This is a genomic window from Gemmiger gallinarum (assembly GCF_014982805.1).
GTDB classification, from domain to species: Bacteria; Bacillota; Clostridia; order Oscillospirales; family Ruminococcaceae; genus Gemmiger; species Gemmiger gallinarum.
This window is the reverse complement of the sequence record NZ_JADCKC010000003.1, coordinates 519,446-540,942: the sequence shown is the minus strand read 5'-3', so window position 1 is coordinate 540,942 and position 21,497 is coordinate 519,446. Positions and strand designations below refer to the sequence as shown.

At 63.3% G+C, this 21,497-nt stretch carries 20 protein-coding genes and 1 tRNA gene; 6 read left to right on the top strand and 15 right to left on the bottom strand.

Features of this window, described 5'->3' with window-relative positions; translation table 11 throughout:
- Nucleotides 1-402: 402 nt before the first annotated feature.
- Nucleotides 403-479, bottom strand: a tRNA-Arg gene (locus INF35_RS11715).
- Between the two features lie 81 nt (nt 480-560).
- Nucleotides 561-1,241: an HAD family hydrolase gene (locus INF35_RS11710; protein ID WP_193502639.1), complete on the bottom strand. Its 681-nt coding sequence runs from the start codon at nt 1,239-1,241 to the stop codon at nt 561-563.
- A gap of 503 nt (nt 1,242-1,744) precedes the next feature.
- Here INF35_RS11710 and mgtE point away from each other — a divergent pair.
- Complete coding sequence (mgtE, locus tag INF35_RS11705) at nt 1,745-3,106, top strand: magnesium transporter (RefSeq protein ID WP_193502637.1); 1,362 nt, start codon at nt 1,745-1,747, stop codon at nt 3,104-3,106.
- Between the two features lie 86 nt (nt 3,107-3,192).
- Here the strand turns inward: mgtE and INF35_RS11700 are convergent, their stop codons facing one another.
- Nucleotides 3,193-3,714 carry a TetR/AcrR family transcriptional regulator gene (locus INF35_RS11700; protein WP_193502635.1) on the bottom strand — a complete coding sequence of 174 codons (522 nt, stop codon included), beginning with the start codon at nt 3,712-3,714 and terminating at the stop codon, nt 3,193-3,195.
- 167 nt (nt 3,715-3,881) lie between these two features.
- On the opposite strand from INF35_RS11700, the gene glgB reads away from it, so the two are divergent.
- Nucleotides 3,882-5,681: a 1,4-alpha-glucan branching protein GlgB gene (glgB, locus tag INF35_RS11695; RefSeq protein ID WP_193502633.1), complete on the top strand. Its 1,800-nt coding sequence runs from the start codon at nt 3,882-3,884 to the stop codon at nt 5,679-5,681.
- 144 nt (nt 5,682-5,825) lie between these two features.
- Here glgB and INF35_RS11690 read toward each other — a convergent pair whose 3' ends face one another.
- Nucleotides 5,826-6,875: an aldose epimerase family protein gene (locus INF35_RS11690; RefSeq protein WP_193502631.1), complete on the bottom strand. Its 1,050-nt coding sequence runs from the start codon at nt 6,873-6,875 to the stop codon at nt 5,826-5,828.
- A 68-nt stretch (nt 6,876-6,943) separates the two neighbouring features.
- The gene (locus tag INF35_RS11685) at nt 6,944-7,279 is read right to left on the bottom strand and encodes a YerC/YecD family TrpR-related protein (protein ID WP_193502629.1); all 336 of its coding nucleotides are present in this window, start codon (nt 7,277-7,279) and stop codon (nt 6,944-6,946) included.
- Nucleotides 7,280-7,599: 320 nt separating this feature from the next.
- Between INF35_RS11685 and INF35_RS11680 the strand changes: the two genes are divergently transcribed.
- The 4 genes from INF35_RS11680 to INF35_RS11665 all read left to right on the top strand — a co-directional run bounded on the left by INF35_RS11680 (nt 7,600) and on the right by INF35_RS11665 (nt 11,970).
- Complete coding sequence (locus tag INF35_RS11680; protein WP_193502627.1) at nt 7,600-8,844, top strand: chloride channel protein; 1,245 nt, start codon at nt 7,600-7,602, stop codon at nt 8,842-8,844.
- A 1-nt stretch (nt 8,845) separates the two neighbouring features.
- A complete protein-coding gene (locus INF35_RS11675; RefSeq protein WP_193502625.1) occupies nt 8,846-10,324 on the top strand; it encodes a DNA recombination protein RmuC in 1,479 nt (492 codons plus the stop codon).
- 107 nt (nt 10,325-10,431) lie between these two features.
- Nucleotides 10,432-10,956, top strand: a complete 525-nt coding sequence (locus INF35_RS11670) for an HdeD family acid-resistance protein (protein ID WP_193502623.1) — start codon at nt 10,432-10,434, stop codon at nt 10,954-10,956.
- A gap of 159 nt (nt 10,957-11,115) precedes the next feature.
- Complete coding sequence (locus INF35_RS11665) at nt 11,116-11,970, top strand: DegV family protein (protein ID WP_193502621.1); 855 nt, start codon at nt 11,116-11,118, stop codon at nt 11,968-11,970.
- A gap of 67 nt (nt 11,971-12,037) precedes the next feature.
- Here the strand turns inward: INF35_RS11665 and INF35_RS11660 are convergent, their stop codons facing one another.
- From INF35_RS11660 to INF35_RS11615, 10 genes are all read right to left on the bottom strand, one after another.
- Nucleotides 12,038-12,484, bottom strand: coding sequence for a threonine/serine exporter family protein (locus tag INF35_RS11660; RefSeq protein ID WP_193502620.1), 447 nt, complete (start codon nt 12,482-12,484; stop codon nt 12,038-12,040).
- Entirely contained in the window at nt 12,481-13,254 is a 774-nt protein-coding gene (locus INF35_RS11655) for a threonine/serine exporter family protein (RefSeq protein WP_193502619.1), read from the bottom strand. The genes INF35_RS11660 and INF35_RS11655 overlap by 4 nt, the downstream gene beginning before the upstream one ends.
- Nucleotides 13,245-14,522 carry a YfhO family protein gene (locus INF35_RS11650; protein ID WP_193502618.1) on the bottom strand — a complete coding sequence of 426 codons (1,278 nt, stop codon included), beginning with the start codon at nt 14,520-14,522 and terminating at the stop codon, nt 13,245-13,247. Before INF35_RS11650 ends, INF35_RS11655 begins: the two co-directional genes overlap by 10 nt.
- Entirely contained in the window at nt 14,519-15,283 is a 765-nt protein-coding gene (locus INF35_RS11645) for an acylneuraminate cytidylyltransferase family protein (protein WP_193502617.1), read from the bottom strand. Before INF35_RS11645 ends, INF35_RS11650 begins: the two co-directional genes overlap by 4 nt.
- A complete protein-coding gene (locus INF35_RS11640) occupies nt 15,280-16,227 on the bottom strand; it encodes a Gfo/Idh/MocA family protein (RefSeq protein ID WP_193502616.1) in 948 nt (315 codons plus the stop codon). The genes INF35_RS11645 and INF35_RS11640 overlap by 4 nt, the downstream gene beginning before the upstream one ends.
- A 39-nt stretch (nt 16,228-16,266) precedes the next feature.
- Nucleotides 16,267-17,253, bottom strand: coding sequence for a Gfo/Idh/MocA family protein (locus tag INF35_RS11635; protein ID WP_193502615.1), 987 nt, complete (start codon nt 17,251-17,253; stop codon nt 16,267-16,269).
- A 31-nt stretch (nt 17,254-17,284) separates the two neighbouring features.
- On the bottom strand, nt 17,285-18,097 hold the full coding sequence (locus INF35_RS11630) for an alpha/beta fold hydrolase (RefSeq protein WP_235983213.1): 813 nt from the start codon (nt 18,095-18,097) through the stop codon (nt 17,285-17,287).
- Between the two features lie 23 nt (nt 18,098-18,120).
- Complete coding sequence (neuC, locus tag INF35_RS11625) at nt 18,121-19,320, bottom strand: UDP-N-acetylglucosamine 2-epimerase (RefSeq protein ID WP_193502613.1); 1,200 nt, start codon at nt 19,318-19,320, stop codon at nt 18,121-18,123.
- A 72-nt stretch (nt 19,321-19,392) separates the two neighbouring features.
- Nucleotides 19,393-20,388, bottom strand: a complete 996-nt coding sequence (gene neuB / locus INF35_RS11620) for an N-acetylneuraminate synthase (protein ID WP_193502611.1) — start codon at nt 20,386-20,388, stop codon at nt 19,393-19,395.
- 34 nt (nt 20,389-20,422) lie between these two features.
- Nucleotides 20,423-21,472: a nucleotidyltransferase family protein gene (locus INF35_RS11615; RefSeq protein WP_235983212.1), complete on the bottom strand. Its 1,050-nt coding sequence runs from the start codon at nt 21,470-21,472 to the stop codon at nt 20,423-20,425.
- Between the last annotated feature and the right edge of the window lie 25 nt (nt 21,473-21,497).

Below are 21,497 nucleotides of genomic sequence, written 5' to 3'. Positions count from 1 at the left end.
CGCCGGACTGTCGGACTCGGCCGGGACGCAAACCGGCCGTCCTTACGGGTTGCGGTGCCCGCATCGGACGGCGCCCCCTGGAAGGGTCTTGTCCTCTGCGACCGCGGCCCCTGCTCTGGCTCCCTGTTTCCGCCGCAGGCGGCGGTCGCCTTCGCAGCTTTTCACGTCCCTTCCCGAGGTGTTCCGAAAACAACAAAAAAGAAGAGGTCTTACATTTCTGTAAAACCTCTTCTTTGGTGCGCTGGAAGGGGCCCCTCTCCCGCGCCCTTTCCGACAGTCCGCCGGACTGTCGGACCCGGCCGGGACATAAACCGGCCGGACGGGCTGTTCTCGTCCCTTCCTGAGGCATTCCGGAAACGGCAAAAAAAGAAGAGGTCTTACATTTCTGTAAAACCTCTTCTTTGGTGCGCTGGAAGGGACTCGAACCCCCGGCCTTCTGATTCGTAGTCAGACACTCTATCCAGCTGAGCTACCAGCGCGACTGCAATAAGTATAATAACACAGGGGGTGTGCAATGTCAAGTATTTGGAAGAATTTTTTTTGATCTTTTTCGTGGCCGCTTACAGGGCGGCTTTTCGGGGGAAGGGTTCCTCCCCGCCATGGCGCAGATGGTCCAGCACCTCGTTCAGGTCTTTGCAGCAGGCGTCGCACAGGGAAAGGATCTCCTCGGTGGGCTGCTGCAGGTCGGGCACCATGACGGTCACGGCGCCGGAGGCATGGCCTGCCCGCACCCCGTTGAAGCTGTCCTCCAGCACCAGGCAGTGTTCGGGAGGCAGACCCAGGTGCCGCGCCGCCACCAGAAAAATCTCCGGGTCGGGCTTGGAGGCCTTGGCGTCGTCGCCGCAGACGGTGTCGGTAAAGTACCGGTCCGCCCCCGAGATGCGCAGATACCGCTGGATGGTCTCATGAGAGCTGGAACTGGCCACAATGCGGGGGATCTTTTTCTCCTCCAGATAGTCCAAGAGGGCAAACAGTCCCGGCTTGGCGGGGGCGCCGTTGGCCAGGGCAGTCTTGCCCTCCGCCCGCACGGCGGCCAGCAGGACGTTGGGGTCGCACTGGGGATAGTACTGCCGCAGATGGCGCAGCATGTTTTCCCCGGCCAGGCCCCGGGCTCCCGAAACAAAGGCCTCGCAGGGGGCGGGCAGGCCCAGCTTTTCCAGGGCAGGAGCCCACAGCGTGGTCCAGATGCGCTCGGTGTCGAACATCAGACCGTCCATATCAAAAATAACGCCTTGGATCATGGCAGAAAACTTCCTTTCAGACAGGGGCCTTTCGGCCTCGCAACAGGTTTTGCCGTGCTCCGCACGGCAGTTTTATTGTATCGGATTTCCCGGGCCATTGCAACCCGGCAGCGGCCTTGAACAGCCGTCAAAATTTGTTTGCAAAACAGTGGAATTTTGCCTTGACTTGCAGGCGGAGGGATGGTACGATAACCCTGTACGGGTGTGTCCCGTTCAAATCTTGTATTGCAAAGGCAGGTGGTACGGCATGGAGATTCCCGGTAGTCCAGTGAACCGATGGAACAAAATAACGGCAACCGATGTTTGGGTGCATATGCGCAAAAGACAGACGGACCGGCTTGCGGGAAAATCCGTGACCGGTCGGCCTGCTTGTTTGGCGCGCGTCTGCACTGCATGACGCGCCTTTTCTTTTGCCTTTTTCAGGGGATCTCTGCCCCCTGAAGGCACTGTGCGGCGTATGCGCATCGGAAACACCGGCTGCCTGAAAAAAGGAGGCAACCCCAATGTCCGATACTGCAATCCAGACCCTCAAGAATATGCTGGCGCACCTGGATGACGCCAAAAAATACCAGAGCCTGCGGGATGTGATGGAGACCCTCAACGCGCCGGATCTGGCCGCCGTGTTCGAGGACCTGCCCCAGGAGAAGATGCCGGTGCTCTTCCGGCTGATGCCTAAGGACCTGGCCGCCGAAGTCTTTGCCGAGCTGTCCCCCGAGACTCAGGAGGCCCTGATCCAGGGCCTGTCCGACCGGGAGCTCAAGCTGGTCATTGACGAGCTGTTTGTGGATGATGCCACCGATCTGGTGGAGGAGATGCCCGCCAGCGTGGTCAAGCGGATCCTGGCCCAGGCGGCCCCCGACACCCGCAAGATGATCAACGAGCTGCTCAAATACCCGGAGGATTCCGCCGGCGGCGTCATGACCACCGAGTTCATGGAACTGCGCCCCGACATGACGGTGCGCCAGGCCATGGATGCCATCCGCAAAAACGGCATCGACAAGGAGACCATCAATAACTGCTACGTCACCAACGCCGACCGCACTCTGGTGGGTGTGGTATCCCTGCGCTCCCTGGTGCTGGAAAAAGATGAGGACCGCCGCATCGACGACTTCATGGATACCAACGTAGTCAGCGTCACCACCTCCACCGACCAGGAGCAGACCTCCCATCTGTTTGAAAAGTACGGCCTGCTGGCCGTGCCCGTGGTGGACGGGGAAAAGCGCCTGGTGGGTATCGTCACGGTGGACGACGCCATCTCCATCCTGCAGGACGAGGCCGACGAGGATATCGCCAAGATGTCCGCAATGGCCCCCACCGACAAGCCCTATTTCCGGCGCAGCATGTGGGATCTGTACAAGAGCCGCGCCCCCTGGCTGCTGTTTCTGATGGTCAGCGCCACCTTCTCCAGCATGGTCATCCGCAGCTACGAGGATGCCCTGGCTGCTGTGACGGTGCTCACCGCCTACATCCCCATGCTCACCGATACCGGCGGCAATGCGGGCAGCCAGAGCACTTCCACCATCATCCGCGGCATCGCCCTGGGTGAGATCCACGGCCGGGACCTGCCCCGTGTTCTGTGGCGGGAGTTCCGCATCGCTATCCTTTGCGGCGGCACCCTGGCCATCTGCAACTTTGTCAAACTGCTGGTCTTCGATCACATCGCCGTGCCGGTGGCGGCGGTCGTCTGCCTGACGCTGGTGCTGACGGTGCTCATCTCCCAGCTGCTGGGCACTCTGCTGCCCGTCACCGCCAACCGTATCGGCATTGACCCGGCGGTCATGGCGTCCCCCCTCATTACCACCATCGTGGATACCACCACGCTGCTGGTTTACTTCAACATCGCCCGCGTTATCCTGCATTTGTAATGCGCCGAATCCCATAAAAACAAACGCCCCGTGCTGAGTCCGGAAAGGATCTGCACGGGGCGTTTTCTTTTGGAAGCAAACGGCGGTCACAGCGGCTGACCGGAGGACAGCCGCCCCAGGATCTCCACCACCTTCTCCTCGCCGTACTGGCGGTTTTCCAGAAAAGCATAGTAGGAGCCATAGATGCGAAAACTCAGGGAAACCTCAAAGGCGGGATCGCCTTTGCGCTCAGGGTAAAGGTCGAAGATCAGCCGTTTCAGCTCGGCGGAAAACCGGGCAATGAGCAGTCCCCGCCGGCTGCCCGAGAAGAGCACCGCCAGCTGTGGATGGGGGGCACAGGCCCGGAACAGGTCCTGGACAAAGCGGGCCGTGTCGGTCAGGACGGCCTCGGGGTGGGGCAGGCCTGCCAGAATGGAGCGGACCAGCTCGTTTTCCAGCTGCTCCGACAGGTCGTAGACATCCTTGTAATAGGCGTAAAAGGTGGAGCGGTTCACCGGTGCCTCACGGCAGAGCTCCCGCACCGTGATCTTTTCCAGCGGTTTGTGTGCCCGCAGCCGGTAAAAGGCATCGGCAATGCTTTTTTGTGTTTTTTGTGCCCGCAGATCCATTTTCCATCTTCCCCAACACATTGTGCCGGATGTCGGATAACCGACACTTGGCGTAAGCTGACGGTAGTCCCATTTTTGGACAGACTGTATACTGATTATAGTATGAGAGCGGCCGCCTGTCCAGCGCGGCCGCGGCATCGGGGACAAAACAAGGAGCTGTTACAGGTATGAAGATACAGGACTTTTACACCGGTCACGCTTTTGATGTCTATGAGGTTCTGGGAGCCCATCCGGGGCCGGAGGGTACTCACTTTGCTGTATGGGCACCCTCGGCCCGGGCTGTGAGCGTGGCGGGGGACTGGCCGGAAGGGGAGACACCCCTCCAGCGCAGCCGGGAGATCAGCGGTGTGTGGGAGGGCGTTGTCCCCGGTGCGGGCCGGGGCATGGCGTACACCTACCGGGTGACCGGCGCCGACGGCTCCACGGTGGACCACTGCGATCCCTATGGCTTTGCCATGACCCTGCGCCCCGACGGCCGCAGCATTGTGGCTGGGCTGCCGGAGTATCCTTTTTCCGACGGGGACTGGATGGCCCGCCGCACCAAAAATTTTGATGCCCCTCTCAATATCTACGAGGTCCACGCCGGAAGCTGGCAGCGGCGGGAGGACGGCAGCTGGCTGAGCTATGATGAGCTGGCCGACCGCCTGCCCGCCTATGCCCGGGAGAACGGCTACACCCACATTGAGCTCATGCCCCTGGCCGAACATCCCTTTGACGGCAGCTGGGGCTACCAGATCACGGGCTTTTACGCCCCCACCAGCCGCTACGGTACGCCGGAGGGTCTCTGCCGCCTCATCGACGCCTGCCACCGGGCGGGGGTGGGCGTCATCCTGGACTTTGTGCCGGTGCACTTTGCGGTGGACGCCTACGGCCTGCGCCGTTTTGACGGCACCCCGCTGTACGAGTACCCCGCCGACGCGGTGGGGGAGAGCGAGTGGGGCAGCTGCAACTTCATGCACTCCCGGGGGGAGATCCGCTGCTTTGTACAGTCCTGCGCCGACTACTGGCTGCGGTACTTCCACGCCGACGGCCTGCGGATGGATGCGGTCAGCCGCCTGATCTACTGGCAGGGAGACCCGGCCCGGGGCGTCAACGGCAGCACGCTGGAATTCCTCAAAACCATGAACGCCGGCCTCCAGCAGCGCCATCCCACCGCCATGCTCATTGCGGAGGACAGTACCAACTATCCCAAGGTCACCGCTCCGGTGGAGTACGGCGGTTTGGGCTTTGACTACAAGTGGGACCTGGGCTGGATGAACGATACCCTGGACTACTTCAAAAAGACCCCGGAGGAGCGGACCCAGAATCAGGGCAAGCTGACCTTCTCCATGATGTACTTTTACAACGAGCACTATATCCTGCCCTTCTCTCACGACGAGAACGTCCACGGCAAGGCCACCATCCTGCAGAAGATGTACGGCGATTACGACGGCAAATTCCCCCAGGGGCGGGCCCTCTACCTGTATATGGCGGTGCACCCGGGCAAGATGCTGGACTTTATGGGCAATGAGTTCGGCCAGCTGCGGGAGTGGGACGAGGCCCGGGCTCAGGACTGGGAGATCCTGCGCTACCCCAACCACGACGCCTTCCGCCATTTCCGGCAGGAGCTGGCGGGGCTGTACAACCGCTATGACGCCTTCTGGATGGGGGAGTATGACCCCGCCCGATTCCGCTGGCTGGACTGCGACGAGGCAGGGCACTGCACCTTTGCCATGCTGCGCACGGGGCGGGAGAGCGCGGTGTTCGGGGTGGTGAACCTGAGCGATCAGCCTGCCCGGGACTACCGCCTGACCCTGCCCGGCTCGGGCGGGGCGGAGCTGCTTCTGGACAGCGACTGGCAGTGCTTCGGCGGCAATATCCCCCGGGAGCCTCAGACGCTGACCGCCGCCGGGGACGGCATGCTGACCCTGGACCTGGCCCCCTACAGCGGCCGGCTCTACCGGTGGATGCCCGACGCCCCCGCCTGATGCCCCGTGCCTGACAGGCTGCCTGCAGTACAACAAAACAGCCGCCTTTTCCAAACCGGAAAAGGCGGCTGTTTTCATGCCTTGGGATGTCAACCCCGTCGGGAAAAGCATGCCCGGCGGGAGGATGCCGCAGGGAAAAGGCCGTCACAGCGGGGCGATGTCAAACTTGTAGACTGTCGTCTCGTCGTAGGTCTGCTTGGGCAGCAGGGTGGCGTCGGGGAAATCGGGATGGTTGGGGCTGTCGGGGCAGTTCTGGGTCTCCAGACAGACGGCATCCCGGGCACTGTAATGGGCGCCGTCCTTGCAGTCGGTGGCGGGGTCCAGATTGTTGGCCGAGTACAGCTGCACCGCGGGCTGGGTGGTCAGCGTCTCCATGCGGATGCCGGTCTCGGGTCCCACCAGCCAGGCGGCGTGGCGAAGCCCCGTGTCGGGCAGCAGATAGCAGTGGTCGTAGCCCTTGCCCTGTACCAGGGCGGGGTAGTCCTCCCCGATGTCCCGGCCGATGGTTTTCTCCTCATTGAAGTCCATGGGGGTGTCGGCCACGGGAATCCGGCGGCCGGTGGGAATGCTGGCGTCGTCGGTCTCAAGATAGGCGGGGCTTTCCAGGGAAAGGCGGTGTCCCAGCACGCTGCCGGAGGCATGGCCGTTGAGGTTGAAGTAGCTGTGGTTGGTGATGTTGACCACAGTGGGGGCGTCGGTGGTGGCGTAATACCGGACGACCAGGCCGCTGCCGGCCAGGGAATACTGGACCTCCAGCTGCATGGTGCCGGGGAAGCCGTCGGTGCCGTCGGGGCTTTCCGCCGTCAGGCTGACGGCATCCTCCCCGGGGATGGCCTCCATGGCAAATACGGTGCGGTTGAAGCCGTGCAGGCCGCTGTGCAGACAGTTGCCCCGCTGGTTGGCGGTGACGTGGTATTCCTGCTCGTACAGATAGAAGCGTGCCCCGCCGATGCGGTTGGCATAGCGGCCCACCACGGCGCCCATGGCATCGCCCGAGTTGAGCTCATAGTCGGGCACAGTGGGATAGCCCAGCACCACGTCCACCAGATTGCCGCGGCGGTCCGCCACCAGAATGCGGTGGAGGATGGCGGCATAGCTGAGGATGTGCACTTCCAGCTTGTCGTTTTTCAGCACGGCCTTCTGGACAGGGGTGCCGTCGGTGGCGCGGCCGAAATTGGAAATCGTGACAGACATCCGGGATACCTCCTCTCGCGGCAGAAGCTGCCGCCTGTTTTTCTTGTTCCGGTCAGGGAGGGCAGGGGTCAGCCCTCGTCGGGGTCTTTCTTTTCGGTGTTGTCGGCGTGCTCCAGGTCGTAGCGGACACTGTCGGCCACGGCGCCGGTGCCGTAGTTGAGCATGCGGTTGATGCGGGAGACGGTGGCGCTGGAGGCGCCGGTCTCCCGGCGGATCTCGGCATAGACCTTGCCCTGCAAAAGGCAGCCTGCCACATCGTAGCGCTGTTCCAGAGCGCGCAGCTCGGTCACGGCGCAGAGGTCGTCAAAAAAGCGGATGCAATCCTCCAGATTGTCCAGGCGGAGGATGGCCTGATACAGCGCGAGGCTGTGGGGGTCACGGGACCCGGGTGTCTGAGTGCGCATGGGCGCCTCCTTGCAAAGCGCCCAGCCAAAGCCGGGCTGTGACGGGGCGGGAATGTGTGTCCGGTGCGTTCACACACCCGGACAGGTTACCTTTATTTTAACAATATGTACAGTTCAAGTCAAGGCGGACGGGGCTGTTTTTGGGCGCAATCACGGGCAAAACGGGAATTTTGACCTGTAAAATATTTTGCCGCATAAGTTGGTGAATTTTTCGCTTTGCCGTGGGAAAGTACGGTTGCCCGGCGGGGGCTGCTGTGCTATCATAGGTAAGTAACTGCACGCGCAGCGGGCGCGGCAGAATTGAGGGGGAACGTGAAAAAATGCAGGACAAACTTTCGGTGATGGGCGGCAGAGTGCTGCTGCTTGTCTGTGCGGCTGCCGTGGGCGTGATGGCAGGCGTGCTGGATGCGGTGTTCGGGCGGGGCATCCTGCTGTGCACCCAGGTGCGGGAAAGCCGGCCGCTTTTGATGCTTTTGCTGCCGGCGGGGGGCGCGCTCATCTGTTTCTGTTATGACCGCTTCGGCGGGGACTGCCGCCGGGGCATGGGGCTGGTCTTTGAGACGGCGGATGCCCGCCGGGACCATGTGCCCACGCGGCTCATTCCCATGGCCATCCTTTCCACCTGGATCACCCACCTGTTCGGCGGCAGCGTGGGCCGGGAGGGCGTTGCGGTGCAGATCAGCACCTCGGCGGCAGGGCTCATCATGCCCCGCCTGCCCGATGCCCGCGCCCGCCGGCATCTGCTTACGGCAGCGGTGGCCGCCGGATTTGCAGGGCTCTTCCGCACACCGGTGGGAGCTATCTTTTTTGCCATGGAGCTCTTCCACGTGGGTATGATGGAGTATGCGGCGCTGCTTCCCGCTGCTGCGGCGGCCTTTATCGCCAGCGCGGTGAGCGGCGCACTGGGCCTGGAGCGGGGCGGTGTCCTGCTCACCTGTGCCGTGCCGGAACTCACCCTGCCCACCCTGGGGGCTCTGGTGGTTCTGGGGATCGCCAGTGGTCTGGCGGGACGGCTGTTCGTCTTTCTGCTCCACGGCCTCAAGGATCGGCTGGGACGGCTTTTGCCCAATGCCTATCTGCGCATCGTGCTGGTGGGGGCTTTTGTGGCGGTGTTCGGCCTGCTGACGGCGGGGCGCTACAACGGCCTGAGCACCGGGCTTTCCAATGCGGCCCTTGCCGGAGAGTCCCTCTACGCCTGGGACTGGCTGGTCAAGCTGGCCCTGACCGCCCTCTGTCTGGCGGCGGGCTATCAGGGCGGAGAGGTGGCTCCGCTGTTTACCATCGGCGCTTCTTTGGGCGTTGTGGTGGGGGGCTTTCTGGGCCTGCCCCTGCCTCTGTGCGCGGCCCTGGCCTATGCGGCGGTGTTCGGCGCCGGCACCAACACGCTGGTGGCCCCGGTGCTGGTGGGGATGGAACTGTTCGGAGGCCAGTATTTCGGCTGCTTTTTCCTGGTGAGCCTTGTGGCCTATGCCTGCAACGGCAACCATTCGATCTATCCGCAGCGCAGTCTGCCGGATTTCTGGAAGGACGGCGCGGTCTGCGCCTCCGGGGAGGATACACACTGATATGGAAACAATGCTTGTAATTCTGCTGGTGCTGGCTGTGGCGGGGGATGTCATGCTGGCGGTGGCGCTGGTTCGGCTCTACCGCAGCCGGGAACAGGGCAACGACCGGGACGAGCTGCTCCAGGCCGTACAGGATTGTGTGGAGCAGGAGACTGAGGTTTTGGCCGATCAGCTGCGGTCCATGCAGGGGGAGATCGGCCGCAATACCGTGTCCTCCATGCGGGACCTGGGCAGCATGCTGGCGGAAAGCCAGCGCCAGGGGGCCTCTGCCTCCACCGCCCGGCTGGAGAGCATCGACCGGGCGGGAGCCGCCCGCCAGAAGGCCGCCAACGACGCGGTGGTGGCCCAGCTCTCCATGCTGGAGACCCGCCTGAAAAACCTGGAGGACTCCAACGCCGCCCGCCTGGACGGGGTGCGCGGGGCGCTGATCCAGGGCATGAACGCCATCCGCACCGACAACAACCGCAAGCTGGACGAGATCCGGGGCACGGTGGAGGAGAAGCTGCAGGATACCCTGCAAAAGCGCATTTCCGAGTCCTTCCGCACGGTGAGCAGCCAGCTGGAACAGGTGTACAAGGGTCTGGGTGAGATGCAGTCCCTGGCGGCGGACGTGGGCAGCCTGAAACAGGTGCTCAGCGGCGTCAAGACCCGGGGAATATTGGGCGAGGTCCAGTTGGGCTCCATTCTGCAGGAGATCCTGGCCCCCGGCCAGTACGAGGAGAATGTAGCCACTGTGCCGGGCAGCACCAACCGGGTGGAGTTCGCGGTGCGGCTGCCCGGGCGGGACGGCACCGTCTACCTGCCCATTGACGCCAAGTTCCCCGGGGATACCTACGCCCAGCTCCAGGCGGCCCGAGAATCCGGCGACGCGGCGGCGGTGGCGGCGGCATCCAAGCGGCTGGATACCGTTTTGCGCCAGGAGGCCAAAGACATCCACGACAAGTACATCGAGGTGCCCTACACCACCAACTTCGGCGTGCTGTTTCTGCCCTTTGAGGGGCTCTATGCCGAGGTGGTCAACAGCGGCGTGACCGAGACGCTGCAGCGGGATTACCAGATCAGCGTGGCGGGGCCCTCCACCATGGCGGCGCTGCTCAACGCATTGCAGATGGGCTTCCGCACCCTGGCCATCCAGAAGCGCTCCGGCGAGGTCTGGACAGTGCTGGGGGCCGTCAAGACCGAATTTGAAAAGTTCGGCGCCGGCCTGCAGGCCATGCAGCGCCACCTCAACCAGACGGGCAGCGACCTGGAGGAACTCATCGGCACCCGCAGCCGGGCCATCACCCGCAAGCTGGAACAGGTGCAGCAGCTGGACCCCGGGGAGGCCGAGGACCTTCTGGGCCTGGCCGACGCGGTGCGTCCGGTTTCCCGGGATGCCGGCGGGTCCGGCGATGCGGGGGCGTATACCTCCGACCCCGCCCCGGTTCCGGCAACCGCACCCCGCCTGCGCCGGCGCAGCGACAGTGATGCACAATCCTGATTTGTGGGACGAATTCCGGCAGATGACCGGAGATTCCGGCCCATTGCTGTGTTATACTATAGGTATCAAAACCTGCGCGAAACGCCGCGCGAAAGGATGGTAGAAATATGAACCATGTAAATATTCAATGGGATCGTATCGTCATGCCGGTGATGGGCATTGTGCTGGGCATTTATCTGGTGGTACGGCCCTGGAGCGCCACGGGGGCCATCTGTTCCCTTATTGGCTGGCTGGTGCTCATTTCCGGCATTGCGGGGCTCATCAATTCGGCCACATTCCGGCGTGCCACTCTGCTCAGCGACCCCTTCCTGCCGCTGAGCGTGGCAGGCACGGTGCTGGGCATCTTCATTGTGACCCGCCCCACCATTCTGGTGGAGATCGTGGGCATGATCATCTGCGTTTTTCTGCTGGTGGCGGGCGTCAACAGCCTGCAAAATGCCATCCAGCGCCATCGCTGGGGTGACAGCCTCTGGTGGCTGCCCCTGGTTGTGGGCATTCTTTGCCTGGCGCTGGGACTGGCAGCCCTCTTCGCGCCGGTGGCTTCCACTGCGGTGATGATGCGCCTCATCGGTATCTCTCTCATTGTCAGCAGTGCCGTCAACCTGCTGGCGGTCTTTGTGCGGACCCACTGAATCTCACGATCTATCGGGCAGCTTTGTACAGCTGTCCGATTTTTGACATTTCCGGAAAATGTGGTAAAATATATAAAATAATTGACCTATATGGGTCGCCCGTAACCACCCGGACCGGTGCGGAGCTGCCGTGCCGTACAGAGATAAGAGGTGTCTGCCATGATCCGTATCCTGACTGATTCCGCCGCCGACCTGACCGCAAAGGAGGCTGCCGCCATCCCGGGGCTTCACATTGTTCCCCTTAACGTTCTGTTTGAGGACGGCGAAACCATCCGCGACGGCATCGATATGACCCGCGCGGATTTCTACGACCGTCTGCAGCAGGCGGACAAGCTGCCCCGCACCAGCCAGCCTTCTCCCGAGTCCTTCATTCAGGTGTTTGAGGAGGCTAAGGCGGCCGGGGATGAGGTGGTCGCCATTCTGATCTCTTCCAAGCTGTCGGGCACCTTCCAGTGCGCTAAGCTGGCCGCCGAGGACTGCGAGTTCAACGATGTCTACTTTGTGGACTCGGACACAGCCTCCCCCGGCGAGTATATTCTCATTCAGGAAGCCGTGCGCCTGCGGGACGAGGGAGTCAGCGCTGCTGAGATCGCCGCGGCTCTGGACCTTTTGAAAAAGCGCATCCGCATTCTGGCCGTGGTGGACAGCCTCAAGCACCTGCACAAGGGCGGACGTCTGCCCGCCGCTGTGGCGCTGGTGGGCGGAGCACTGGGCATCAAACCGGTGCTGTCGGTGTATGACGGCGCGGTCCATCTGGCCGACAAAGCCCGCGGCCGTCCCGGCGCCTACGTTGCCCTCTTCAAGCAGATGGACAAGATGGGCGGTATTGATACCCGCTACGACTTCGTCATGGTCTATTCCAGCGACAAGCAGGTGCTGGGCCCCATCCAGCATTATGTCCGCAACAACCTCAAGCTGGAGGGCGGCCACATGAGCCAGATCGGCTCGGTCATCGGCACCCACATTGGACCTTCGGCGGCAGGCATTGCCTTCGTCATTCCGCCGGAGCAGTAATCCTAATACAAAATAACCGCCCGCTTTCCCGGCAAAGGGGAAGGCGGGCGGTTTGCTTTATGCGGATTTATTTGCGGGGAGGCAGGGCCCGGTGTCTGGGCAGGGGAATGGCGGACACCAGCGCAATGCCGAAGGCAATGGCCAGAGCGATTTTCAGGGTCTCGAAGCCCCGTTCGGCACAAAGGGTGCCCTGATCCTGCAGGAAGTAATAGGCAGTGTAGTAAATGCCGGCGCCGGGCACCAGAGGAAAGATGCCGCACAGCAGATACAGCGTTACCGGGGCGCGAAACCGGACGGCAAATACCCGGCACAGGACAGTCAGCGGCAGCACGGCCACCAGAGTGGCGGTAGCGGGGGAGAACCCGGCCACATCGTGGCAGGCCAGATAGGTCACCCAGCCCACCGCGCCCACAATGCCGCAGGCGATGTAGTGGCGGCGGGGCACATGGAAGGTCACCCCAAAAAAGATGGTGGCAAAGGCTGCCATGACAAACTGAAACAGCGGATTTCTCATATGGCCACCCCCCAGATCGCCAGCGCGGCGGTGTAGGTCAGCACCACGCCGCCGGCCAGGCATCCTGCCACCAGCACCGCGTCCAGCAGGCGGATGGCGCCGGAAAGATAGTCGGCGTTGATGATGTCCCGGATGCCCATGGCCAGGGAGACACCGGGGGTCAGCACCATCAGGGCGCCGATGGCCGCGGTGCTGACATCAAGAGCAGGCCACAGCACCCGGCAGAGCAGAGCCACAGCGGTTCCGGCAGCCGCAGATATGATATCGGAAAAGATGCGGCTGATGTGCCACCGGCGGCAGAGCTGGACCAGAATGCTCTCCACGGCACCGGCGGCCAGCGCGGCCAGCGTCTCGGGCAGACCGCCGCCGAACAGATAACCGAAGCAGGCGCTGCCCGCGGCCGCGGCTCCGATGAGCATGGCCGGGCGACATGCCGGGAGGGAGCGGATCTTGTCCAGCCGTGCCTCGGCGCCTTCCAGATCGATAGCGCCGGCGGCCAGCTCCCGGGACAGCTCGTTGACAGCCTCCACCCGGGCCAGATGGATGGACACCGACGGAATGTGCCGTACCTCATTGCAGGCGTTGGCGGAGGCAAAGATGCCGTTGGTCACCACGTAGGTGTTGAAGCCTTCAATATTCAGGCTTTCGGCCATGAACTGCATGGTCTGCTGGACGCGGAAGACCTCGCCGCCGTTTTCCAAAAGCAGCTTGCCCGCATCCATGACCAGACGCATGGCCCGGCGCTGGGTTTCGGGAGTGTTCATATCCATAAAAATGCTCCATACAAAGTGATGCAGCTGCTGGCGATGGTGTCGGCCAGGATGAGCACAGCCAGCAGAATGCCCGCGGCTTTCCGGTACCGATCCAGGGCCCGCATGCGCAGAAGAGGGCAGCAGGCCAGATACAGCCCGCCCCCGATGCCCAGCCGCCACAGTCGGGCGGCGTGGCCCACCGTGCCGCGGTAGCCCAGCAGGTAGATGGCCAGCACGAACATGGCGGCAGCCAGAGACGAGACGGGAGGCGGGTCCTGTACCACGGTATCGGCGGCCAGGATCAGCAGCATGGCGCTGAGCAGAAAGCCGTACCGGAAGGGAAAAACAGCCAGATCATCGCCGTTCTGCCAGGTCAGGCCGGGCAGGTTGAAGAGGTAGCTGGCCAGGACCCCCACCAACAGAAAGGCGCTGGCAAACTTGGCACGGGTGGAGTCTCTGTTGCTCATGAAATAGAGCAGCGCCAGCATCATGACAATGCTGCCGATATAGAGATAGGGCATGCCTGCCGCCGCGCAGGCCGAGGAATACCGCCCGAAAAACAGGCAGTAGATGAGCTCCATGGGGGAAAAGCCGAACTCCTCCCCCGAGGCAGCCAGGTGGAAGGCGTCGCTCTGGTACTGGGACAGAACCACAGGCAAAACCAGCAGGAAAGCCACTGCCATGCCGGGCAGCATGGCCTTGACGCCGCTGCCCATGGCCCGGAAGAATCCCGGCCAGTCCATGGGTCCCGGACGGCGGAGAAACTGCCAGATCATGTAGAACAGGCAGTAGACACACAGCGGCCAGGCAGTGTAGCAGTTGACCGCCACGCAGAAAAAGGTCAGCACAAAGAGGCGGCGGACCCGCCCGGTGCGCAGGGAACGGTCGGCGGCGTCCAGCATGAGGGGCAGCAGGGTGGCGGCGTCCACCCAGACCAGATTGATGATGCAGCCGGTGTAGACGGCGGCGGAATACCCGGCGCACATGGGAGCAAACAGACAGTCGGCCCGGTCAAAGTGCCGCATAAGATACCAGCACATGACGCCCCCGGCCGCCGTGGCCCGCAGGATCAAAAGCCCCTGCTGGGTCAGCACCCGCCAGCCGGGAGGCAGAAGCAATGTCAGGGCGTCCAGGGGGCTGTTGATGCCGTAATGAAAGCCAGAAGGAGCATTGACGTAAGGCCGCCAGCCGCCCGCCAGATAGAGAGCCAGCAGCACCCCCAGCCCGGCCAGCAGACTGAGCTGCAGCGTCCGACGGCGGAGGGCTTCCTCAGAGCGGGCAGTCATCCGCGGATGTTGTCGCGCACGGCGGCAAAGGCGGGGTTGTGGGCGTAGAGATGGGCGCCGATGGCCTCCATGAGCAGATAGTCGGCCTCGGAATCAATGTCGATGATGCCGGTGTCCATCATGACCGACACGCCAATCTTGCCGCTCCACAGCATACCGTCGGTGTTGCTGGCCAGAAAGTCCCGCTGGAACACATAGATGGAGGCGTTGACATCGTAGACGGCGGGGGCCTGCTGCCGGGCGGTGAAGGGGCTGTGGATGACCTGCTCCACGTGGTCCCCCGCATCCTTGACCATGTTGAACCAGGGATTGCGCCGTGCCTCGGTGACGCTGAAGACCAGGTCCAGGTCGGGACGGCTGCGCTTTTTGGCCACGGCGTTCTCCACGTCGGCGGCGGTGCGCAGGGGGCTGGTGATGTCCAGGTCCATGAGGTAGTCATAGGGGGCGCCGGTGCGCTCCTCCATGCGGGCCAGGGTGTCCTGAAACACCCGCATTTTGGGCACCGAGTCCCCGCCCAGCTCCTCGCCCCGGGGCAGGTAGACAACCTCGGGGTATTCCTTTGCCACCAGGTCGGCCAGCAGGTCGGAGTCGGTGTTGAGGGCGATGTCCACCGCCACCTCCGGGTGGGCCTTGGCGAACAGCTCAGCGGCGCTCAGGGTGTAGTAGACCAGCGGATGACCGCAGAAGTTTTTCAGGTTCTTGTTGGCAAAACCCTTGCTGCCTGCGCGGCCGCAGACAGAGATCAAAAGACGTTCCTTCATACCAGTTCCCCCAATGTCAGTTTGAGCACACGGCAGGCCGTGGCAGGCGAGTTCAGGCTCTCGGTTTCCTCACCGAGGGCGTAGTCCACAAAATAATCCATCTCCCGCAGGTAGCGTTCGTTCACGTCCTCGGCGTAAGACTGCACCGTGCCGTCGGGCAGGGTAAGAGTGCCCGCGCCGAAATCCGCCACCACACTGCCGTCGGGACAGAACAGCTCGATGCTGCGGCGGTATCCCCGGCCGAAGTAATCCAGATGGACCTCCCCCAGCATGCGGGGCCACCGGGCAATGTACACCGACAGATCGTCCGAGTCCAGCTCTAATTCAGAGTAGGTGCCCTTGAAGTTGTGCACCTCCTCCGGTGTGCCGAAGAGGTCCACCAGATAATCCCACTCGTGGATGAGGTCGATGGTGACCCCGCCTCCCAGCGCCCGGTGAGCGCTGTACACCGTTCGGTAGTCCACCCCCGGCCGCCAGTCGGGCAGATAGGAGGAGCAGATCACCCGGGCACAGTAGGGGTGCAGGGTGGGCAGCAGCTGCTTCAGGGCCAGCATGGCGCCGCACCAGCGCATAGGAGCCGCCACGTAGGCCTTCTGCCCGGCGGGCACCAGGTCGGCGGGGTCCAGCCCCGTCTGCTCGGCGGAAAAGATGGGCTTTTCAATAAACAGTGCCCCTGCCTTGCCGCGGATGGCTCTGAGGGCGTCGGCGTGCAGGCTGGTGGGGTTGGTGATGAAAGCCAGGTCATACTGCCCCAGGGCCGCCGCATCAGTGTACTGGGCGCGGAGCAGTTCGGCCACGCCGGGGCGCAGAGGGCGGGACAGGTCGCTGCGCAGGGCGTCGGCCTCCAGCCGGATGCCCCGTCTGGCGCAGATGGCGTGCAGGTTTTTCAGATGCCGGGTCCCGATGGACCCAAGGCCGATGAAGAGCGCGGAGAGCGTTTGCATGGGATGATCCCCTCCCGGATAAATGACGATAAGCTCAGGTCACGCCTGACCGGCGGCCTGGACCTTATCCATGATATCAATGGCGGCCAGGTCCTTCTCAAAGCTCCAACGGGGGGCTTCCTCCCCCTTGAGCACGGCGAAGAAGTTGGCCAGCTCGTCCACATAGGCGTTTTCCACAATGTTGTCGCTGTACCGCGGGTCGTGGGTGAAGTCGCCGTAGGTGTCCACGAACTGCTTGTCGCCGTCGGCAAAGCGGTAGAGGGCCTTGGGGTTGCCCTCCCAGAAGAGGTGCAGCCCGTCGCCGAAGCATTCAAAGTTGCGCACCGCTTTGGGGCTGACCACGTCGGCAGCCAGCAGGCCCTGGGCGCCGGAGGCATGGCGCAGCAGCAGGGTGGCGCAGTCGGGGTAGGGCAGACCCAGGCCGCTGATGCTGTCGCACTGGATAGTCAGACCCTCCACCGGGCCGAAGGTGTCCAGCAGCCAGGGCAGGTCGATGCCCAGGATCTCCCGCACGCCGCCAGTGCGGGCGTTGCCCACAAAGAAGTTCTTGTAATTCTCCCAGGGATGCCAGTCGGGCAGATACTGACCGATGTGGTAGATGTAGTGCACCGGCTTGCCGAAGGCGGCAGTCTGTGCCTTAATGTACTGGATCTCCCGTCGGTAGAGCATGGTGGAGGACAAAAACAGGACAAGACCCCGGTCCTTTGCCTTGGCCAGGTTCTCGGCATAGCCGTCAGAGACGAGGTTCAACTCGGTAAAGACAGGAAGCCCCGCGTCCAGCAGCTCCCCGATGACCGACGCATGGGACAGAGGCGCGGTGCAGACCAGGGCGGCGTCGGGGGCAAAGGCCTCCACAGCCTCGGGGATGGAGGGATAGGCGGCGTCGGCCAGCCCCAGATTGACGGCCTCGTCCCGGCGGGCTTCGGCGGTATCCACGCCCGCAATGCGGATGTCCTTGTCCAGGCCCCGGGCCAGGCGCGCGCGGCGCTTGCCCATGCTGCCCAGACCCACAATGAGAAGTTTCATGACAGGGTCCTTTCTCCCCGGCGGGCCGGGGTCAGAGTTGCGGCAAAAACCGTTCCAGCAGGTTGTTGATGAGTTCCGGCCGGTCATCGTTGGCATTGTGAGCCGCGCCGGGAATGATGTGCAGGGGATAGCCTGTCCGCTTGGACCAGGCTTCGTTGTATTGGCGGACCTTGCCGGTTTTGTCCTGCTCCCCCACGGTGAGCCAGACCGGGCAGGAAATGTCCACCGCCCGCATTTCCGGCACAAAGCCTGCAAAGCCCAGGGCCATCAGGCGGCAGAGTTCCTTTTTATCATAAGGCACCAGCATGTTCAGCATTCTTTGCCGGGCGGCTTCGGTGACGCCGCAGGCGTGGGCCATGGCCCGGCGCAGGATTTTGTCGGGGAAGGCCCGCAGCATCCATTCGGTCTGATTCAGCCAGAACCGGTCGGAAGCGCTGTAATAGGCCGGGTCGCAGGGGCAGGAACCGATGGTGAACAGCCCGGCGGCCAGGTCGGGGCGGCGGGCGATGAGCAGCTGCGCGGTAAAGCCCCCGGCACTCTGCCCTACCAGCACCACCCGGGAAAGGCCCTCGGCGTCCAGAATGGTCTCCAGTTCCCGGGCGTGGTTTTCATAGGTAAAATCGGCGTAAGGGCGGGATTTGCCGTGGCCGGGGGCATCCCAGACCAGCAGGGGATACCGCCCCGCAAAGTGGGCAATCTGCCCCTCAAACAGCCGGTGGTCGGCGGTCAGCCCCGGCAGAAATACCAGGGCAGGGCCGGCGGCCGCAGCGGGCATACTCACCCAGTAGTGGGCGGTGCCCCGGGGGGAGGTGACGGTTTTTTCTTCCAGCATGGGAACAGCCATAAGAACCCCTCACAAAAGGAAAATCACAGCGCCGGCTCAGCCAGCGGGTCAAAAGCGGGCACCGGCCCGGCGTAGAAGGTCTTGGCCCCGGTCATGGCCGGGGTGCCCATGCGGGCGGCCAGCACCCGGACGATTTTGCCCGCCGTGTCCCCGCCGTTGTAGGGGCTGCGGGCGGTCTTGGCCAAAGCGGCAAATTCCGGGGAGAGGGCCCGGCGCAGGGCGGCCTCAATCTCCCCGGCATCCCCGCCGCAGGAGATCACGTTGGTGCAGAGAATGCGCCCCGCCTGCCGGCTGCCGATGTTGACGGCAGGCACTCTGAAGGAGGGGGTCTCCACCACGCCGGAGCTGGAATTGCCCGCCACCAGGGAGGCGTACTCCATGGCGGAAAGATAGCGTTTGAGCCCCAGGCTCTGGACAAAGCCCGCCCGGTCGGGGTGGGCGGCGGCAAAGGAACGCATGGCGGCGGAGCAGATCTCGCCCCCGGCGTCGGCGTTGGAGCCGGTGATGAGCCAGAACACGCCTTTCACCGCCTCCATGGCCTGACAGAGGGCCGCCGACTGGACGGCAGGGTCGGGAGCGTTTGCACCCGTCTCGGGGTGGAAGGTCACCAGGGCAAAGGGCTGCATCAGGTCGAATCCGGTGGAACTGCACAATTCCTGCCGGGTCATTTTGGGCAGAGTGCGGATATTCTGGTCCCCCAGGCCGCCCACGCAGAAGACACGGCCAGGCTCCTCCCCCATGCGGACCAGGCGGGCGGCGCTGTCGGCGCAGGAGGGAAAATGCAAAGCGGCCATCTTACTGATACAGTGGCGGTAGTATTCGTCCGCCGCGCCCAGGGTCACGTCCCCGCCGGAAATGTGGGCGATGGGAATGTGCCGGGCCGCCGCGGCGGCGGCTACGGCAAAAATTTCAAACCGGTCCCCCAAAAGTAGCACTGCATCAGGGCGGCGGGCAGCAAAGTAGTCGTCAAACACCGTCATGGTGCGGGCGATGGTGCGGGCCACCGGCTCGGCCGGATCGTCGGAGAAGATGGGCAGCCGGGCGTCGATGGGAAAGCCGTCGGCCTCGATCTCGCTCACGGTGGCGCCCAGCCGGGCAGAGAGGTGCGCCCCGGTCACCACCAGGCGCAGCCCGGGCTCCTGCCCGGCAGCCAGCCGCCCGATGACGGGGCGCAAAAGTCCGTATTCCGCCCGTGTGGCGGTGACAACGGCGACCGTAGACATAGAAAAACCTCCGGAAAACCTGCAAAATGCGCGGGAACAGGGCAAGGCCCCATTCCGCGCGCGACAGTCTGATTACAGCTCGATCTTTTCGTCCTCGGCAAAGTCCCGCTTGGCGGTCTGGCCCAGGACTTCGTACCAGCGCATGGGGCTGATGCCGTCGCCGGGACGCTTGGTGGTCAGGTTGTCGGTGGTGAACACTTCCCCCGCACGGATGGCCCTGGCCGCCACAATGCTCTTGCGGGCCACCGGCTTGTTGGGGGCCTCGCTGGCAGTCACATGCTTGCGGCCGTCCCCCAGGGCAGCCTCCACATGGCGCACCGCGTCCACCATGGCCTTGAACTCGGCGGGGTCCAGGCTGGCCTTCTGGTCGGGGCCGGGCAGGGACTTGTCCAGCGTGAAGTGCTTCTCAATGACGGTGGCGCCCAGCACGGTGGCGGCCACGTCGCACTCCCAGCCCGGGGTGTGGTCGGACAGGCCCACCGGCAGGCCGAACTGGTCGAACAGCTCCAGCATGGCCGAGAGGTTGGCGTCCGCGTAGGGGGTGGGGTACTGGGTGTTGCAGTGGAGCACGGTGGCCTCAGGGCAGCCGTTGTCGTCCAGAATGCCCAGGGCGTCGGTGATCTCGTTGAGGGTGCTCATGCCGGTGGAAAGCAGCACCGGGGTCTTGAGCTTGGCGACCTCCTCCAGATAGGGCAGATTGGTGATCTCCCCGGACGGAATCTTGATGAGGGGCAGCCCCAGTGTGCCCAGAAACCGCACGCTGGGAATGTCGAAGGGCGCGGAAAGGTACTGAATGCCGATCTCGTCGCAGTATTCCTTCAGTTCCCGGTGGCCCTCAAAGGAAAAGTGCAGCTTGCGGATCATCTCCAGCTGGCTTTCGGCGGCGTCGGTGGTCTGCTTCTGATACTCCGCCTTCTCGGCAAAGCGGCTGACCACCAGCTCGGGCACGGCGGTCTGATACTTGACGATATCGGCCCCGCACTCCTTGGCGGTCAGGGCCATTTTCTTGGCCATTTCCAGGTCGCCGTTGTGGTTGACTCCGGCTTCGGCAATGATGGTGACGGGCATGTGCAGCCTCCTTACAAAATTCCAGTGGAACGCCTCAGGTCTGTTCTTCCAGCTTGCGGCGCATTTTTTCCAGCTCCTCCATCTGGCCCATGTCCATCCAGGAGCTCTCGCTGATGGGGTAGACCCCCACCTTTTCCCCGGCGGCGCGGTAGCGCTCGATCACATCGGGGAAGCCGATCTTCTCGCCGTCGTTCATCTCCTCCACCACACGGGGCTCCACCACGTAGACGCCGGTGTTGGTGAGGAAGTTGAGTTCCGGCTTTTCCTTCATGGCGGCGATGCCTCCGTCGGGGCCCAGCTCCACCACGCCGTAGGGCACGGTGTAGTGCTTGAAGGCGCAGACCATGGTGATGAGGTTGTCCTGCCGCTTGTGGTAGGCGTAGATGTCGCCGAAGTCAGCGTCCAGCAGCACGTCGCAGTTGGTGAAGAAGAAGGTGGAATTCATCCGGCCTTTGAGCAGGCAGAGCCCGCCGCCGGTACCCATAAAGACTTCCTCGTCGGCAAAGTCCACGGTGTAGTCGGTCTCCAGATCGCCGAAATAGGACTTGATCATGTTCTTTTTGTAGTTGACGATCATGGTGAACTGACGGCAGCCGAAATCCCGGAACCGGTCGATGATGAGCTCGGCGATGGGATGCTCTCCCACCGGGATGAGGGGCTTGGGCAGAATCTTGGTGTAGGGGTAGAGCCGGGTACCCAGCCCGCCCGCCATGATGACCACCGGAATGGGAGCCTGCTTGCGGTTGTCGATGTCCAGCCCGTGGGCAAAGACGATGTCGGTGATGCTGCCCTTCAGATCCAGAATGGGCACTGCGTCGATGCCGCAGTCCTTAAGCATCTTCCGGGCACGGCCGCGCTCGGAAACGGTCAGGCTTTTGGGATGGTAGTTTGCCGCCTGGGAGACAGGGGCAGTCAGCGTGCCGCCGCGAAGCAGGAATTTGCGCAGGTCGCCGTCGGTGAGGACAGCCTGCAGCTTGCCCCCCGGCGCGATGAAGAGAATGCGCTGACCGGTCTCGTCCAGCTTTTTCATGCTGTCCAGCACGGTGGCATTTTCGTCGATGAACAGTTCCTCTACCTTGAGCAAGGCGGGTCGACCTCCTTATCAGTGG